This window comes from Arthrobacter silvisoli (genome assembly GCF_003369445.1).
GTDB lineage: Bacteria > Actinomycetota > Actinomycetes > Actinomycetales > Micrococcaceae > Arthrobacter > Arthrobacter silvisoli.
The window spans coordinates 175731-191759 of the sequence record NZ_QRCU01000039.1 but is presented as its reverse complement, the minus strand read 5'-3'; the positions used below and the strand labels follow the sequence as shown (position 1 = coordinate 191759).

General features: G+C 66.3%; 14 protein-coding genes. 4 read left to right on the top strand and 10 right to left on the bottom strand.

All coding sequences use genetic code 11. From position 1 onward, the window contains the following. The 6 genes from DWV11_RS11665 to DWV11_RS11640 all read right to left on the bottom strand — a co-directional run. The coding region (locus tag DWV11_RS11665) for a urocanate hydratase family protein (protein ID WP_483964184.1) at positions 1–704 on the bottom strand (704 nt) is incomplete at its 3' end. A 32-nt stretch (positions 705–736) separates the two neighbouring features. Beyond that, complete coding sequence (locus tag DWV11_RS11660) at positions 737–1648, bottom strand: ABC transporter substrate-binding protein (protein ID WP_115789077.1); 912 nt, start codon at positions 1646–1648, stop codon at positions 737–739. A 100-nt stretch (positions 1649–1748) separates the two neighbouring features. Next, complete coding sequence (locus DWV11_RS11655; RefSeq protein WP_245953571.1) at positions 1749–2501, bottom strand: ABC transporter permease; 753 nt, start codon at positions 2499–2501, stop codon at positions 1749–1751. Then, the gene (locus tag DWV11_RS11650; RefSeq protein WP_115789076.1) at positions 2462–3112 is read right to left on the bottom strand and encodes an ABC transporter permease; all 651 of its coding nucleotides are present in this window, start codon (positions 3110–3112) and stop codon (positions 2462–2464) included. The genes DWV11_RS11655 and DWV11_RS11650 overlap by 40 nt, the downstream gene beginning before the upstream one ends. After that, entirely contained in the window at positions 3109–4218 is a 1110-nt protein-coding gene (locus DWV11_RS11645) for an ATP-binding cassette domain-containing protein (protein ID WP_115789075.1), read from the bottom strand. The genes DWV11_RS11650 and DWV11_RS11645 overlap by 4 nt, the downstream gene beginning before the upstream one ends. Next, positions 4215–4901 (bottom strand): IclR family transcriptional regulator, encoded by a 687-nt coding sequence (locus DWV11_RS11640; RefSeq protein ID WP_245953569.1) that lies wholly within the window; start codon positions 4899–4901, stop codon positions 4215–4217. The genes DWV11_RS11645 and DWV11_RS11640 overlap by 4 nt, the downstream gene beginning before the upstream one ends. 247 nt (positions 4902–5148) lie before the next feature. Between DWV11_RS11640 and DWV11_RS11635 the strand changes: the two genes are divergently transcribed. After that, positions 5149–6348: an allantoate amidohydrolase gene (locus tag DWV11_RS11635; RefSeq protein WP_115789074.1), complete on the top strand. Its 1200-nt coding sequence runs from the start codon at positions 5149–5151 to the stop codon at positions 6346–6348. Beyond that, positions 6345–7700: a formimidoylglutamate deiminase gene (locus DWV11_RS11630; RefSeq protein ID WP_115789073.1), complete on the top strand. Its 1356-nt coding sequence runs from the start codon at positions 6345–6347 to the stop codon at positions 7698–7700. Before DWV11_RS11635 ends, DWV11_RS11630 begins: the two co-directional genes overlap by 4 nt. Before the next feature lie 24 nt (positions 7701–7724). Here the strand turns inward: DWV11_RS11630 and DWV11_RS11625 are convergent, their stop codons facing one another. Next, positions 7725–8993, bottom strand: a complete 1269-nt coding sequence (locus DWV11_RS11625) for an alkaline phosphatase family protein (protein WP_115789072.1) — start codon at positions 8991–8993, stop codon at positions 7725–7727. Then, entirely contained in the window at positions 8990–10636 is a 1647-nt protein-coding gene (locus DWV11_RS11620) for an alkaline phosphatase D family protein (RefSeq protein WP_115789070.1), read from the bottom strand. The genes DWV11_RS11625 and DWV11_RS11620 overlap by 4 nt, the downstream gene beginning before the upstream one ends. Before the next feature lie 324 nt (positions 10637–10960). On the opposite strand from DWV11_RS11620, the gene DWV11_RS11615 reads away from it, so the two are divergent. Continuing rightward, positions 10961–12412 (top strand): sugar porter family MFS transporter, encoded by a 1452-nt coding sequence (locus DWV11_RS11615; RefSeq protein WP_115789068.1) that lies wholly within the window; start codon positions 10961–10963, stop codon positions 12410–12412. Positions 12413–12467: 55 nt separating this feature from the next. On the opposite strand, the gene DWV11_RS11610 is transcribed toward DWV11_RS11615, so the two are convergent. Continuing rightward, entirely contained in the window at positions 12468–13694 is a 1227-nt protein-coding gene (locus tag DWV11_RS11610; protein ID WP_115789066.1) for an MFS transporter, read from the bottom strand. A 72-nt stretch (positions 13695–13766) separates the two neighbouring features. After that, positions 13767–14213: a MarR family winged helix-turn-helix transcriptional regulator gene (locus DWV11_RS11605; RefSeq protein ID WP_115789064.1), complete on the bottom strand. Its 447-nt coding sequence runs from the start codon at positions 14211–14213 to the stop codon at positions 13767–13769. Positions 14214–14409: 196 nt separating this feature from the next. On the opposite strand from DWV11_RS11605, the gene cycA reads away from it, so the two are divergent. Further along, positions 14410–15888: a D-serine/D-alanine/glycine transporter gene (gene cycA, locus DWV11_RS11600; protein ID WP_115789062.1), complete on the top strand. Its 1479-nt coding sequence runs from the start codon at positions 14410–14412 to the stop codon at positions 15886–15888. Positions 15889–16029 lie beyond the last annotated feature (141 nt).

The window sequence follows — 16029 nt, the reverse complement described above, 5'->3', positions numbered from 1 at the left end:
GTCTCCACCTCGTCCAGGTAACGCTTGCCGGCCCGGCGGCGCAGCCGGGACTCGTCCACATCCACGATCAGGCAGGCCCCGTCGTTCAGGGTCACGGCCAGCGGCTGGGCCCCGCCCATGCCGCCGCAACCGCCGGTCAGGGTCAAGGTGCCGGCCAGCGGACCCTCGGTGGAACCCTCCGCAGCCGGAGCCGGGTGACGGGCAGCGTCATGCCTAGCGGCAGCGAGCTTGTTGCCCACCGCGGCGAAGGTTTCGTACGTGCCCTGCAGGATGCCCTGGGTGCCGATGTAGATCCAGGAACCGGCGGTCATCTGCCCGTACATCATCAGGCCCTCGGCCTCGAGGCGGCGGAACTCGGGCCACGTTGCCCAGTCACCCACGAGGTTCGAGTTGGCCAGCAGCACGCGGGGAGCCCATTCGTTGGTGCGGAACACACCCACCGGCTTGCCGGACTGGACCAAGAGCGTCTCGTCCTTCTCCATCGTCTCCAGCGTGCGGGTGATCGCGTCGAACGCGGCCCAGCTACGGGCGGCGCGGCCGGTGCCGCCGTAGACCACCAGGTCATCCGGACGCTCGGCAACCTCAGGGTCCAGGTTATTCATCAACATGCGCAACGGCGCTTCCGTCTGCCAGCTCTTCGCGGTGAGCTCGGTGCCGCGGGCAGCTTTGACCGGACGGGCTCCGGTAGTGAAATCTGCAGTCATTTCTTTTCTTTCTCTACTACAAGCGAGCGGGATCAGCCCAGGTTCTTGGACTTGAGCCATTCCTTGGCGATTTCACCGATGTCTTCGAACTTGGCCACCCGGCCGTTCATCGTGATGAGGTCTTCGGTGGTCAGCGCTGCGGAGACCCTGTTCAGGGTTTCCTTGACAGTGTCCGTGGACTTCTTCGCGTTGATGATCGGCACGATGTTCTCGGACAGGAACAGGTTCTTGTTGTCTTCGAGGGCAACCAGGTTGTTGTCCTTCAGCGCCGGGTCGGTGCTGAACAGGTCGGCGACCTGGACCTGGCCGGAAAGCAGGGCATTCAGCGTCAGCGGACCACCGGCATCGAGGGCTGAGAATTCCTTGAACTCAAGGCCGTAGACGGATTTCAGCCCGGCCACGCCGTTCAGGCGGGTCTTCCACTCCGGCGGGCCGCCCAGAACGAGTTCCTTGGCCACGGGCTTGATGTCCTCGATGGTCTTCAGCTTGTACTTCTCGGCCGTTTCCTTCTTGACCGCCAGGACGTCCTTGTCTTCCGCCTCGGAGGCGGCCAGGAGGGCCAGTCCCGAGGGGATCTTCGTGGCGAGGTCCTTGGTGACCTCCTCCGAAGTGACCGCCTTGGTCTTGGAATCGAGGTATTGCAGGAGCGCGCCACCGTACTCGGGCATCAGGTCGATGGAACCGTCCTTGAGCGCGGGAATGGTGACTTCGCGGCTACCGATGCTCGGCTTTTCGGTGACCTGGATTCCCTTGGCCTTCAATGCCTCGGCATAGATTTTGGCGATCAACTGGCTTTCCGGGAAGTCAGCCGAGCCCACGATGATGCTGTCGCCCGAACCTCCTGCCGGCGTGCTTGACGAGCTCATGGGGTCCCCGCCGCCGCAGGCGCTCAGGGTGATGGCGGCGACTGCCGCGAGGGTGAAACCTGTCAGGTACTTCTTCATGTCAACTCTCCTGGAACGGCCCTGCGAAGGCATGCAGCGGCCACGTGGGGGTGGGTGGGAGGTGAAACTTGCGCGCCGGAAGGCCGGCGCCGGGTGTTGTTCAGACCGTGACGGGGGTCTTCGCGGGTTCGGCGATGGAGGCCGATTTGATGGTGCGCCGCGTCAGTCCCGGTGAGACCACACGGCGGGTGATGAAAGCGAGGAGCTGGTCGAAGAACAGCGCCAGCAGGGCGACCAGCACGGCGCCGGCGACCATTTGGCTGTAGTCGTTCTGGGCCTTGCCGTCGATCAGGAGGCGGCCCAGGCCGCCGAGCGAAATGTACGCGGCGATGGTCGCCGTCGAGATGATCTGCAGCAAGGCGCTGCGGACACCGGACAGGACGAGCGGAAGCGAGCACGGGAGCTGGACGTCGGTGAGGATCTTCATGGTGCGGAACCCCATGCCCCTGGCGGCGTCGACGGCGGCTGCATCCACGGCGCGGACGCCGGCATACGTGTTGGTCAGGATGGGCGGCACTGCAAGCAGCACCAGGACGATGAGGCTCGGAAGGATGTAGCCCATCTTGGACGGGAAGGCCGGCGAGATCAGCAGGACCAGCAGGATTAGGAGGCCCACACTGGGCAGGGCGCGGAGCGCATTCGCCAGGCCGGCGATCAGGAACACGCCTTTGCCCGTGACGCCGATGTAGATGCCAAGTGGTACCGCGATGACTGCCGCGATGGCCAAGGCGATCAGCGAGTACAACAGGTGCTCCCCGATCAGGGTCGGGATGCCGTCGGCGCCAGTCCAGTGCCGGGGGTCGAACAGGTAGTTCACGATGCCACCACCTTGGGGGTCCACGGTGTCAGCCACCGGTTGAGAAGGATGATCAGCCCGTCCAGGATCATGGCCAGGATGACGCAGAGCAGGATGCCGGCGATGATCGGCGTGAAGAACCTCAGCTGGAAGCCCTGGGTGAAGAGCGAACCGAGCTGGGGAATACCCAGCAGCGCGGCCACGGATACCAGGCTGACGTTGGACACGGCGGCAACACGGAGCCCTGCGCTGATCACGGGAACGCCCACGGGCAGCTCCACTTTCAGGAGGCTCTGCCAGCTGCGGTAGCCCATGGCCTTGGCGGCCTGGACGGTGTCCTCCGGCACGGACTCGAGGGCATCAGCCACCACGCGCACCAACAGCGCGACGGTGTAGATGGTCAGGGCCGCGACGATGTTCAGCGGGTCCAGGATCTTGGTGCCAAGGACCAGCGGCAGCAGGACGAACAGGGCAAGGGACGGGACCGTGTAGAGAAGGCCCGCGACGCCCACCAGCAAGGGGTAGATCCGGCGGCTCCGGTGCGCCCACCAGCCAAGGGGAAGCGCAATCAGCAGGCCCAGGATGAGCGGGATAACGGTCAGCAGGACGTGCCAGCCAAGCAGGAAGACGATGGTGTCGAACTGGCGGCCGAGCCATTCAATGTTCATCGCGCCGTCTCCAGGTGGGGTTCGGCTTCAATGGCCTTGACGACGTCCGTCGCGGTGACGGTGCCGATCAGCTCCCCGTGCTCGTTGACCACCACACCGCGGCGGCTGGGCGAGGAGAGGGCGGCGTCGAGGAGCTGGCGCATGGTTCCGGACGCCGCTGCGGCGATGCCGCTGAGGTTCAGGTGCTCGCGCTTCAGCTCGCCGCCGGCGATCTGCTCGGGCTGGGCCCAGCCGAGGGGCTTGCGGCTGCCGTCGACCACCAGCACCCAGGCACCCGTGGCCTTGGCGCGGGCTTCCTCCGCGGAGGCGCCAAGCTGGACCACGGCTTCTTCTCCGATGGCCACGGCGCCGGCCGTCTTGGTGAAACCAAGGGAACGGTAGCCGCGGTCCCGGCCCACGAAGTCCGCCACGAACTCATCGGCGGGCGAGGTAAGCAGTTCCGACGGGGAGGCCATCTGCGCAAGCTTCCCGCCGACCCGCATCACGGCAACCTGGTCGCCGAGCTTGAGGGCTTCGTCGATGTCGTGCGTGACCATGATGATCGTCTTGCCGATCTCGCTCTGCAGGCGAAGGAACTCGTCCTGGAGCTGTCCGCGGACCACAGGGTCCACGGCACTGAAGGGCTCATCCATCAGCATGAATGCCGGGTCCGAAGCCAGGGCACGGGCAACACCGACGCGCTGCTGCTGGCCGCCGGAGAGCTGCCACGGGTAGCGCTTGGCGAAGCTGGCCGGCAGGCCGACGCGCTCAATCAGCTCGAGGGCTTTGGTGCGGGCCTTCTGCCGGCTCTCGCCCAGCAGGATAGGCATGGTGGCCACGTTGTCCACGATCGTGCGGTGCGGGAAAAGGCCGGCGTGCTGGATGACGTAACCGATCCTGCGCCGGAGCAACGCTGCATCCATGCCGGAGGTGGGCTGGTCATCGAGATAGATGGTCCCGCTGGTGGGCTCGATGAGGCGGTTGATCATCCTCAACGAGGTGGTCTTTCCGCAGCCCGAGGGACCGACCAGGATGGTCAGCTTGCCGGTAGGGGCTTCGAGGTTCAGGCCGTCGACGGCGACCGTCCCATCCGGGTACGCCTTGGTGACATTTTCAAACTTGATCATTTCTTTTCCATGCTTTCGTGGGGCGCTTCATGGTTTCCTGCGGGTTCTTCGAGGATGTTGCCTGCCACCCTCACCAGTTCCTCGCCAAATGTGTGGGCCTTCGCTTCATCCAGGCGGTAGCTGGGCACCACGATGCTGAGGGCTGCCACGGTCCGGCCGCCGATCACGATGGGTGCAGCGACCGCCGTGATGTCGTCTTCCACGCCGCTGCGCACGATGGCGTAGCCGCGGCCGTTCTGCCCGCCGGTGAGGATCTTGCCGGCAGCGGATCCTTCCAACGGGATGCTCCTGCCGACCCAGCTTGTGTGCCGGACGGAACGGGTACCTTCGACGATGGCGATGTAGATTCCGGTCTCCCCAGGACCGGGAATGCTCAAGTAGCAGGACTCGCCCGTTTCGGCCACAAGCTGCTTCATGTGCGGCGTGCAGAGGGAGACGAGGGATTCCTGCCCCAACGCCAGGGCACCCAGCTGGATGATGCTGGCCCCGGGACGGAAGTTGCCTCCCGGATCCCGGGTCACAAAGCCGCTGCCTTCCAACGTGCGGAGGAGGCGGAGGGCGGTGCTGGCCGACAAATCAACGACGCGTGCGGCGTCACTCAGGCTGATGGACCCATCCGTGCAGACTGCACTGAGGAGGGCCAGCGCCCTTTCGACCGTCCGGGTGGAGGAATCTGCTGCCAACTGCCTGACCTTCTTTCGAGTGGTCCGGATCACCATGTCTTGCCATTCAGTAAAAAGCACTTTTCACGGCATGGCAAGAGGTTTCGCTTTATTTCCTGAGATTCCGGGATCCGAGACCGCTTACGTGACCGCGGGGTGTCGGCAGTGTTTCAGCGCTGTTAATTGTGGCGGTTTTGCCCTCAAGCCCTTGTCATGTGGTGGCAAGTGGTTTTTACTTGGTGGCAGTCTTCACCATCGGAGGAACAACGTGGAAACCGTCAATCAACTCCTTGACTCGATCAAGGGCGTGGGCCGCGATGCGGTACGCGGAGGATACTCCAGGGCCGTCTATTCGACGCCGGAACTCGACCTCAGGCAGTGGTTCATCGAACAAGCCCAGCAGCGCGGCCTCGACGTCGAGACCGACCGCAACGGCATCATCTGGGCGTGGTGGGGAAAGCCTCAGGACGGTGCCCTCGTCACCGGCAGCCACCTCGATTCAGTTCCGGGCGGAGGCGCTTTTGACGGACCGCTCGGTGTCGCATCGGCCCTCGCCGCCGTCGACATCCTTAAGGCGCGCGGTGTCCAGCCGCCGCGCCCGCTCGCCATCACGGTCTTCCCGGAGGAAGAGGGGTCCCGCTTCGGCGTGGCCTGCCTGGGATCGCGGCTCCTCACCGGCGCCATCGGCGTCGAAAAAGCCCTGAACCTGCGCGACGCCGACGGCAACACCTTCGCCGACGTCGCACGAAGCAACGGGCTGGACCCCCGGCACGTCGGCCCGGACCCGGAAGCCCTGGCCAGGATCGGCGACTTCGTTGAATTGCATGTGGAGCAGGGCAAGGGCCTGGGCAACGGCGGGCCCGCCATCGCCGTCGGGAGCTCCATCCTGGGCCACGGCCGCTGGAAGCTGAGCGTCAACGGCCAGGGCAACCACGCCGGCACCACGCTCATGGCCGACCGTGCAGATCCCATGGTCGCGGCCGCCCAGATCGTCCTCGCCGTCCGCGATACCGCAGCCAAACAGCCCGACGCCAGGGCCACCGTCGGCCGCTTGACGCCCGTTCCGGGCGGCACCAACGTCATTGCGTCCCGCGTGGACCTCTGGCTCGACGCCCGCCATCCCGACGACGCCGTAACCGCGCAACTCATCGAGGCGATTTACCGCTCGGCCAAGGAAGCCGCAGCGGCCGAAGGATGCACCGTGACCCTCACCGAGGAGTCCTACAGCGACACGGTCTACTTCGATGCCGGCCTGAGCCGGCGCATCGGCGCGCTCCTGCCGGACGCTCCCGTCCTCGCAACCGGCGCGGGCCACGACGCGGGCGTGCTCGCCGGATCCGTTCCCTCGGCGATGCTCTTCGTGCGCAATCCCAGCGGAATCTCGCATTCGCCCGAGGAGTACGTGGCCGACGAGGACGCAGCCACCGGCGCGGTTGCCCTCGCGGATGTCCTGGAGGGACTCCTGTGAGCGGGTACTGGTGCGAGACGGCGCTCATCGACGCCGACGGCGGCACGGGAGTTCCGGAGGTCGCCAGCGGCGTGCGTCTGGAAACACAGGGCGGCCGCATCTCCGCGATCACGACCGGAACCCGCCCCCAAACCGGCGACACGGAACTGCACGGCATCGCCTTCCCCGCGGCGGCCAACGCCCACTCCCACGCTTTCCACAGGATCCTGCGCGGACGCACCCATGACGGGCGTGGGGACTTCTGGGTGTGGCGGGAGCAGATGTACCGGAGCGCCGCCGAATTGACTCCCGGGAAATACGAGAAGCTGGCCACCGCTGTGTTCGCCGAAATGGTGGTCTCCGGCTTCAGCAGCGTGGCCGAGTTCCACTATGTCCATCACCAGCAGGACGGGGCGCCCTATGACCAGCCCCATGCCATGGAGTTGGCCCTGGCCAGGGCGGCAATGTCCGCGGGCATCCGCCTCACCCTCCTGGACACGCTCTACCTGGCCGGCGGCATCGGCACGCCGCTCAGCCCCGAACAGGCACGGTTCGGGGACACCGGCGTCCAAGCCTGGCTGGACCGCCTTTCCTCGCTTCGGACCGAGATCGCAAAGAACTTCCCGCCGGAGCTGATCAGTGTGGGCGCGGCATTGCACTCCGTCCGGGCCGTGCCCGAAGAGGACCTCAAGACGGTGGCAAGGCAGCTGCCTGCCGACATCCCCCTCCACATCCACCTGAGCGAGCAGCCCGCCGAGAACGAAGCCTGCCTGGAGGCCTACGGCACCACGCCGGCCGGTCTCCTGGAGCGCCACGGCCTGCTGTCCGGGCAGCTCTCCGCCGTCCATGCCACGCACCTGACACCGGAAGACATTGCCCTGCTCGGAAGCGCCGGCGCGACCGTGGTGATGTGCCCGAGCACCGAAGCCGACCTCGCAGACGGGATCGGCCCCGCACGGGAGCTTTCCGACGCCGGGGCGGCCATCGCGCTCGGCACGGACCAGCACGCGGTGATCGATCCCTGGACTGAAATGCGCGCCCTCGAGCACGGGGAACGCCTTGGCACCGGCCAGCGCGGCAGGTTTTCCCCGCAGGAACTGCTGCGGGCGGCAACGGTGGGGGCCGCACGGTCCATGGCGACCCCGGTTGCCCCGTCGGCGCTCCATGTCGGCGCAGTCTGCGACTTCATGGTCATCGATCCGGCCTCGACCCGTACCGCGGGATCCCGTCCGCTTCAGATGGCCTTCAGCGCAACCGCAAGCGACGTCACCGACGTCGTCGTCGCCGGCGAGCTGATCGCTTCCCGCGGTGTGCACCGTCGGCTCGGCGAGCCGGGCCGCCTGCTGACGGAGGCGTTGGAAGAGTTCTCCTGACAGCCCGTTACAGCACCCCTGCCTTCAGTACTCGAACGCAGTGGTCCTTGCGGTCCCGTCATAGCCGCCGGCTGGTGCGTGGAGTCCATACAGGGCCCCGATAGTCGGGGCGACGTCGAGGGTGCGTGCCTGCTCGGACGAGACCCGGCCACGTAACACCCGGGAGCTTCCGCCGGCGACGAAGAACGGGATGGGTTCGGTGGCGGGGTGGCCGTGGTTCCCGGGAATCGGGTTGGAGACGATGTACGGGTCAGAGAAGCGCCATCCGGCCCGGCAGAACACCACGAGGTCGCCCGCTTCCGCCCCCAGGCGGAGCACGGCGGGATCATCAATGCGCAGTACTCCGGGGTGTTCGGCGAGGATGGCCCGGATTTCGGAGAGCCCGGTGCCACGGGCGGCGCCGTCTCCCGTCCAGTAGATCAGGTCGGCTCCACCGTTCTGGGCGACGGTAATAGAGGACCGCAGATCCGCGCGTCCCGTCAACGCGAGCGATACCGAGATGACGTTTGTCGGGACCGACCAGTCCATGGAGTGGTCGGCGAGGACAAGGATCACGCTGCTTTGCCAGCGGCCGGTGTCCTTGAGGTGGTCCACGAAGCGGCCCACCTGCACATCGGTGTCGGCAAGCGCGGCGTCGCGGGCGGCGCGCAGTGTGGTGCCCGTGAGGTCCAGGTGGCCGACGCGGTCGATGTCTCCGAGGTTCGTGAACACCATGTCCGGGTCGGGCCCGTGCACCATCGCGATGAGGGCGTCGATCGTGGCGGCGTCGGGTGCATGGTTGGTGCCCGGAACGAGGGGGAACGGCTCCCAGCGGTAGCTGGCACGCTCTCCGAAGACCCCGTAGAGGTACTTCTTGCTCAGCACGGATCCCGTGGTGAGTCCCTTCTCCTGGAGCCGCTCCAGGAGAGTCGGGAAACGCAGGTCCGTGGCCCGGTCCATGTCGCGCACGGTGCCCTCGGCGCGGTCGTAGAACGAGTTCGCCGGGACACCGGAGCGATCCGGCCGGACCCCGGTCATCATCATGACGTGGTTTGGAATGGTCTCCATCACCGGCAGGGAACGGGCCGCCGGGAAGGAGGTGCCGCCGTCGCGCAGTGCCGCGAGGTTCGGGGTGAGCGCGGGCGTGATCTCCTCCGGACGGCAGCCGTCAGTGACGATGACATAGCAGCGCAGCCTGCCGGAATCCGGCGATGCCGCCCATGAGGTGCCGGGCAGGGCGGAGAGCACGACGGCGGCCCCGCCCGCGGACGCGAGACGCAGGAACTGGCGGCGGCTTGTACGGGGCGTGGTCACAGCGTGATCCCTTCCACTGGGCGGACTTTGTTGGTTCCGGCGGCAACCTGCCAGGAGGTTGACAGGGTGGCGGCCGAGTCCCGAACGGTGCGGTCGGCGAGGACGTACCAGTCCATCCGGACGCCGGCCGGAGTGATGTCGAGTACCGAGAACCCGTGCGAGTCGAAGTCAAGGTACTTCACGTGTGGGTTGTTGGCCTTGATGGCGCTCTCCACGACGAGCGAAGCCGTGCGCGGGGGCACGTCCAGGATGTCATCGAGGTTGTCGCTCGTCACCGAGGTGCAGACGAGTTCGGTTGCCACCGAGTCTCCTGTGAACGGGTAGCTCGGCGGATCGGCGGGGAGATCGCAGGCCCATCCGGAATGGATATCACCGGTGAGGAAGACCGTGTCTTTCACGCCGTTGTCCCGCAGGTGCCGGAGCACCCGGTGTTGGTCGGCTTGGTAGCCGTCCCACTGGTCCACGTTGTACGGGACACCGTCAATTGTCGTCCCGCCAAGAAGCTCCTGCACCGCCCCGAGCCCTTCGGTGCTGAGCGTGGAGGGCACCCGGATGGGGGTGATCATCACGGGGTTTCCGACCAGCTTCCACTGCGGCCCGGTCGGTTTCAGCCCTTCCAGCAGCCAATCCATCTGGGCAGTCCCGGTGATGGTGCGGCTTGCATTGTCGACAGCGGGATCGAGCTGGTTCGATGCCTGCTGGCTGCGGTAGCTGCGCAGGTCAAGCATCGACAGGCTTGCCAGCGACCCAAACTCGAAGCGGCGGTACAGTTGGCCGCCCGGTTCGAAACGCACAGGCATCCATTCGGCGTAGGCCTGCTGGGCGGCGGCCCGGCGGTCACTCCAAAGCCCCTCCGCGCCCTCAGTATGGTTCTCGGCGCCACCGCTCCAGGCATCGTTCGCGGCTTCGTGATCGTCCCAGGTGACGATGAACGGGACCACGGCGTGCAGCGCCTGCAGCTCGGCGTCGGTCTTGTACTGGGCGTGCCGCAGGCGATAGTGGGCCAGCGTCGTCATTTCGACCGCCGGATCATGCGGCCGCACCAGGACATCGCGCGCCTGGTACTGGCCGGGCGCGTATTCATAGAGGTAGTCCCCGAGGTGCAACGCAGCATGCAGGTCTCCCCGCTGGGCCAAGTGGCGGTACGCGGAGAAGTAGCCTGCCTGGTAGTTCGCGCACGAGACAACACCGAAGCGGAGATTTCCGACGGCGGCGCCAGCCGCCGGGGCAGTCCGCGTTCGTCCGATGGGGGAAACCGCGCGGCCGTAGGAGAAGCGGTACCAGTACACGGTGTCCGCGTCGAGGCCCGAGACGACGGCCTTGACCGTGTGGTCGCGCGCCGCGCCGGTTGCGACCGCGCCCTTGGCCACGATCCGCTGGAAGTCCGGGCTGGCCGAAACTTCCCAGCGAACCGTGACATCGGGGCCGAGGCCCGAGGCGGGCAGGGCTTCAGCTGTGGGCGTCACACGGGTCCAGAGCAGCACGCCGTCCGGGAACGGATCACCGGACGCGACACCATGAACGAAAGCGGCGCTGCCCGCAAAGGCAGGTGTGGACACAAGAGCGGGAAGGCCCGCGACGGCGGCAGCGGACCCGGCGGTGCGCAGAATCTGGCGGCGGGTGAATGTTGTGGAAGTTGGCACGCTTTTCAGTATGGGGAACTGAGAGGATTCAATCGGCTGTTTTTGCCGAGCGTTCACCTACTCGTCGGTAGACTTTCGACTGGACAAATCTGCTCGGGGCGTTGCGCCCGGGCCGCCCGTCTTTCGCAGGTGTCAGGGCCGCTTCTTCGTGGCCGCGGGGCCGCAGGGTGCGCAGAGTCACATGCCTTCAACTCTTTAACACAATGGAAATCCGGCGCTGTGGCGTGACACACTGTTTAGCGCGAGTGCACCGGCGCCTCCATTTGGAGTCAGCAGCCGACGATTGCCGCGCCACCCCAAGCCACCAGTCCTCAAGGGAGAGCCATGTCCATTTCCATTTCCGCCAGCCATGCCGGCGTCCACCGAAAGGTCATTGGCCTCGCCATCGCCGGGGCAGTCGGCGGCTTCCTCTTCGGCTTCGATTCCTCGGTGGTCAATGGCGCCGTGGACGCCATGAAGGCCGAATTCGCGCTGAGCGAGGCCGTCACCGGCTTCGCCGTAGCCATCGCCCTCCTGGGCTGCGCCGCCGGTGCCTACCTCGCCGGGAAAGTGGCCGACCGCCGCGGCAGGGTGCCCGCGATGAAGCTCGGGGCCGCCCTGTTCCTGGTCAGCTCGATCGGCACGGGCCTGGCATTCGGCGTCTGGGACCTGATCTTCTGGCGCCTGGTGGGAGGGCTGGGCATCGGCCTCGCTTCGGTGATCGCTCCGGCATACATTTCCGAGATCTCACCGCGGCAGATCCGCGGCCGGCTCGCTTCCCTGCAGCAACTCGCCATCACCAGCGGCATCTTCGCGGCCCTGCTGTCGGACGCACTGTTGGCCACCTCCGCCGGCGGCGCGCACCAGGATTTCTGGTTCGGCCTCGAGGCGTGGCGCTGGATGTTCATCGCCTGCGCCGTCCCCGCCGCCGTGTACGGCGTGATCGCCTTCAGGCTGCCGGAATCCCCGCACTTCCTGGTCCTCAACGGCAAGGAAGACGCCGCCCGGAAGACCTTCGACGCCCTGATGCCCGGCGACGACACCGAGCGCCACATCCGCGAAATCCGCGAATCCATCCAGCAGGAACAGCTTTCCGCCAAGAAGGGCTCATTGCGCGGCAACGCCTTCGGCCTGCAGCCCGTGGTGTGGATCGGCATCATCCTTTCCGTGCTGCAGCAGTTCGTGGGCATCAACGTGATCTTCTACTACTCCACCACCCTGTGGAAGGCCGTCGGCTTCCAGGAGAAGGACTCCCTCACCATCTCGGTGGCCACCTCCATCACCAACATCCTGGTGACCCTCGTGGCCATCGCCCTGGTGGACCGGATCGGCCGCCGCCCCATCCTGCTTGCCGGCTCCATCGGCATGGCCGCGTCCCTGGGCACCATGGCCCTGGCGTTTTCCTCGGCCACCGGGAACGGCACGGAGATTGCATTGCCGGGTGCCTGGGGTCCAGTGGCCCTCGTGGCGGCGAACCTCTTCGTGGTCAGTTTCGGCGTGTCCTGGGGCCCTCTGGTGTGGGTCCTGCTGGGCGAGATCTTCCCGTCCCGCATCCGCGGCCGGGCCTTGGGCCTCGCTGCCGCTGCTCAGTGGGTGGCCAACTTCGCCATCACGCTGAGCTTCCCGGTGATGGCCGCCGGCTCCCTCCCGCTGACCTATGGCATGTATGCACTCTTCGCGGCGGCGTCGTTCTTCTTCGTCATGTTCAAGGTGCCGGAGACCAACGGCATGTCGCTGGAACAGGCCGAGACCCTGTTCGTCCCGAAGGGCGCCAAGGTCCCGGTCAGCACCAAGTAGCGCGCCTTCCTGCCCTGGCAGCCCAACTGGCTAGCAGTTGGGCTGCGGCGGAGCCTTAGACGAGGTGCGGTTCGTGGGCGGCCAGGAACTTCCGGCCGCCGAGGGCCACGGCGATCGCCAGCACCAGGGCCAGGGCTCCGGCGAAGAACGGCAGCTGCGGGCCGAAGTGTTCGCCCAGCTGGGCCGCGGCAAACGGGGCCAGGGCACCGCCCATCCAGCGCACGAAGTTGTACCCCGCGGACGCCACGGGCCGCGGGGAATCCGAGACCTCCATGGCCAGTTCCGTGTAAAGCGTGTTGTTGATGCCCAGCAGCGCACCGGCCACGATCACCAGTACGACGACGGCCGGCACTGAGTGCCCCGCGGCCAGTCCCAGCCCCACCAGGTCGAGCATGAGGGCCGCCAGCGTGCCCACCAGGACGTTGTTGGTGCCGAAACGGCGCTGCAGCATGGGCGCCACGAAGACCGAGAACACGGCCACGGCCACGCCCCAGCCGAAGAACACCGCGCCGATGCCGTAGGCATCCATGCCCAGGATGAACGGGGTGAAGGCCAGGATGGTGAAGAAGCCGTAGTTGTAGAAGAGCGCGCTGGCCGCGGTGGTCCGCAGCCCCTTGTGGCCCAGGGCCAGCAGCGGATCCCGCAGCCGCGCCTTCTTGGCCGGGGCCGGGGTCTTGGGCAGCAGCACCATCAGGGCAATGAACGCGACGGCCATGAGGACGGCGGTGCCGAAGAACGGTGCGCGCCACTGCCAGCCGCCCAGGAGCGCGCCGAGCAGCGGGCCGAGCGAGATGCCCAAGCCCAGGGCGGCCTCGTAGAGGATGATCGCGGTTCCGGCTCCGCCGCTCGCGACGCCGACAATCACCGCGAGGGCGGTGGCCACGAACAGCGCGTTGCCCAGTCCCCAACCCGCCCGGAAGCCGACCAGTTCACCGACCGAACCCGACAGCCCGGAAAGCGACGCGAAAACCACGATCAGCGCGAGGCCGATCATCAGCGTCTTCTTGCCGCCGATCCGGGACGAGACGAAGCCCGTGACGAGCATGGCCACGGCGGTCACCAGGAAGTAGCTGGTGAACAACAGGGAGACCTGGCTGGGTGTGGCGTCCAGGTTCTTGGCGATGGCCGGAAGGATGGGATCCACCAGGCCGATGCCCATGAAGGCGAAAACCGCCGCGATGGCGGTGGCCCACACTGCCTTGGGCTGCTTGAGGAATGAGGCCTTCTCAGCCTCGAGGGTGTCTTCTGCTGGCTGCAGGTGCTCTGCGAGCTGGCCGTTCATGGCGTGACGCTCCTGTTGTTGTGCGTTTGCTTGGTGGCTGTTCGTTTGCGGACGGTCCCAGTCCGGCCGGCTTCAGGCCCGGACCGAACTGTTGATTTTGTGGAACACTGGCAGGGCGGCGCTGATCGCGTCGCGTTCGTTCTGGTCGAGGGTGGCAAGGATCGCGGCAATGTGTTCGTTGCGGCGGCGGTCCGCGAGGTCGACGGCGGCACGGCCTTCCGCGGTGGCAAGCACCCGGACCGCGCGGGAGTCATCTGGGTCGGCTTCCCGGCGCAGCAGCCCGGCGCGCTCGAGCCTGATGATCTGCTCGGTGGCACTGGGCACCTTCACGCCCAGGTCGCGGGCGATCTCACCCACGCGGGCGCCGCCGTCGAGCGCCATCTTCAGGACGCTCAGCTGGGCCGAACTCAATTCGGCGTGGGCATCGAGGCGGCGCAGGACGAACACGCTCTGGCGCAGCGCGTTGCGGAATTCCTGGGCCAGGTCGATCAGGGCGTCTGCGGGGCGTTCGGCGTTCATACTTAGGAAGCCTAATAGTTAGGGGCCCTAAAGTAAATGGGATGTGGGCGGGTAGACGCCCCGAGGGCCACCGGCCCAAATATGAAATTCAGGGTAAAACGTTCAATCACGCGATTTCGGCCGACGAGGGTTACCTTTGGTACGTCGTTTTGTTAGCCACATCACTCTTGCGGCGAATCACTCAAAGGACCCACATATGTCTGAGCAGACAACCACGGGGCAGCGTGCTGCCTCCAGCAGGGACAGCGAGCCCCACCTTTCCCGCTCGCTGAGCAACCGCCACATCCAGCTCCTGGCAATCGGCGGGGCCATCGGAACGGGCCTCTTCATGGGCTCCGGCAAGACCATCTCCGTGGCCGGCCCCTCCGTGATTTTCGTGTACATGATCATCGGATTCATGCTGTTCTTCGTCATGCGCGCCATGGGCCAGCTGCTCCTGTCCAACCTGAACTACAAGTCGTTCAGCGACTTCGCAGGCGACCTCCTCGGCCCCTGGGCCGGCTTCTTCACCGGCTGGACCTACTGGTTCTGCTGGGTAGTCACCGGCGTTGCGGACGTCATCGCCATCGCCGGCTACGCCAACGAACTCTGGCCGGGCATCCCACTCTGGATCCCGGGCCTGGCCACCATCGTGATCCTGCTCCTGCTGAACCTGCCCACCGTGAAGGCCTTCGGTGAAACCGAGTTCTGGTTCGCATTGATCAAGATCGTGGCCATCGTGGCGCTGATCGTGGTGGGCCTGGTGATGATCTTCACCGGCTTCAAGTCCGACGCCGGGGCAGCAACCTTCGCCAACCTTTGGCAGCACGGCGGCTTCTTCCCCAAGGAGTTCATGGGCTTCGTGGCCGGCTTCCAGATCGCGGTCTTCGCCTTCGTGGGCATCGAACTGGTGGGCACCGCCGCGGCGGAAACCAAGAACCCGGAGCACAACCTGCCCCGCGCCATCAACGCCATCCCGGTGCGCGTGATGCTGTTCTACGTGGGCGCCCTCATCATCCTGATGTCCGTCACACCATGGACCGAATTCAAGGCCGGCCACAGCCCCTTCATCGCCATGTTCTCGCTGGCGGGCCTGGGCATCGCGGCCACCGTGGTGAACCTGGTGGTGCTGACCTCCGCCATGTCCTCGGCCAACTCAGGCATCTACTCCACGTCGCGCATGGTGTTCGGCCTGGCCAACGACGGCGACGCTCCCAAGGTGTTCGGCAGGCTTTCCAGCCGCAAGGTTCCGCAGAACGCCCTGTTCCTTTCCTGCGTGCTTCTGCTGGCCGGCGTCGTGCTGCTCTACGCGGGCAAGGACGTCGGCGCCGCGTTCGACATGGTCACCACCGTCTCGGCTGTCTGCTTCATGTTCGTGTGGTCGATCATCCTGGCCAGCTACCTCGTGTACCGCAAGCGCCGCCCGGAACAGCACGCCGCATCCCCGTACAAGATGCCCGGCGGCATTGCGATGGTGTGGGTGGTCTTCGCTTTCTTCGGCTTCCTGGTGTGGGCACTGACCACCCAGCCGGACACCCTGACCGCTCTGCTGGTCACCCCCATCTGGTTCGCGATCCTGTGTGTGGCCTACGCGGTGGTGCGGAAGTCGCCCCTCCACCAGGCCCGCGTGGCTGAATGGAAGGCAATGTCCGACGGCGAAACCGCCGCGGTCGCCGCGGCTGCCGCACGGAACTAGCGTCCGGCAACTCGCCTAGCCACACAGCAGTCCTCCTCCACAAGTGCGTTTGTGGAGGAGGACTGTGGCGTTTGTGGTGCCGGCGCTTTCAGGCTCTTCGTCGATCCGGTGGGGTATGAGGAATGATCCGCCCGAGGGCGT

Bases quoted from the DNA above. Each gene is read 5' to 3' on its own strand.
- DWV11_RS11645 (WP_115789075.1), bottom strand. From the start codon at position 4,218: ATGATCAAGTTTGAAAATGTCACCAAGGCGTACCCGGATGGGACGGTC.
- DWV11_RS11660 (WP_115789077.1), bottom strand. From the start codon at position 1,648: ATGAAGAAGTACCTGACAGGTTTCACCCTCGCGGCAGTCGCCGCCATC.
- DWV11_RS11605 (WP_115789064.1), bottom strand. From the start codon at position 14,213: ATGAACGCCGAACGCCCCGCAGACGCCCTGATCGACCTGGCCCAGGAA.
- DWV11_RS11610 (WP_115789066.1), bottom strand. From the start codon at position 13,694: ATGAACGGCCAGCTCGCAGAGCACCTGCAGCCAGCAGAAGACACCCTC.
- DWV11_RS11650 (WP_115789076.1), bottom strand. From the start codon at position 3,112: ATGAACATTGAATGGCTCGGCCGCCAGTTCGACACCATCGTCTTCCTG.
- DWV11_RS11615 (WP_115789068.1), top strand. From the start codon at position 10,961: ATGTCCATTTCCATTTCCGCCAGCCATGCCGGCGTCCACCGAAAGGTC.
- cycA (WP_115789062.1), top strand. From the start codon at position 14,410: ATGTCTGAGCAGACAACCACGGGGCAGCGTGCTGCCTCCAGCAGGGAC.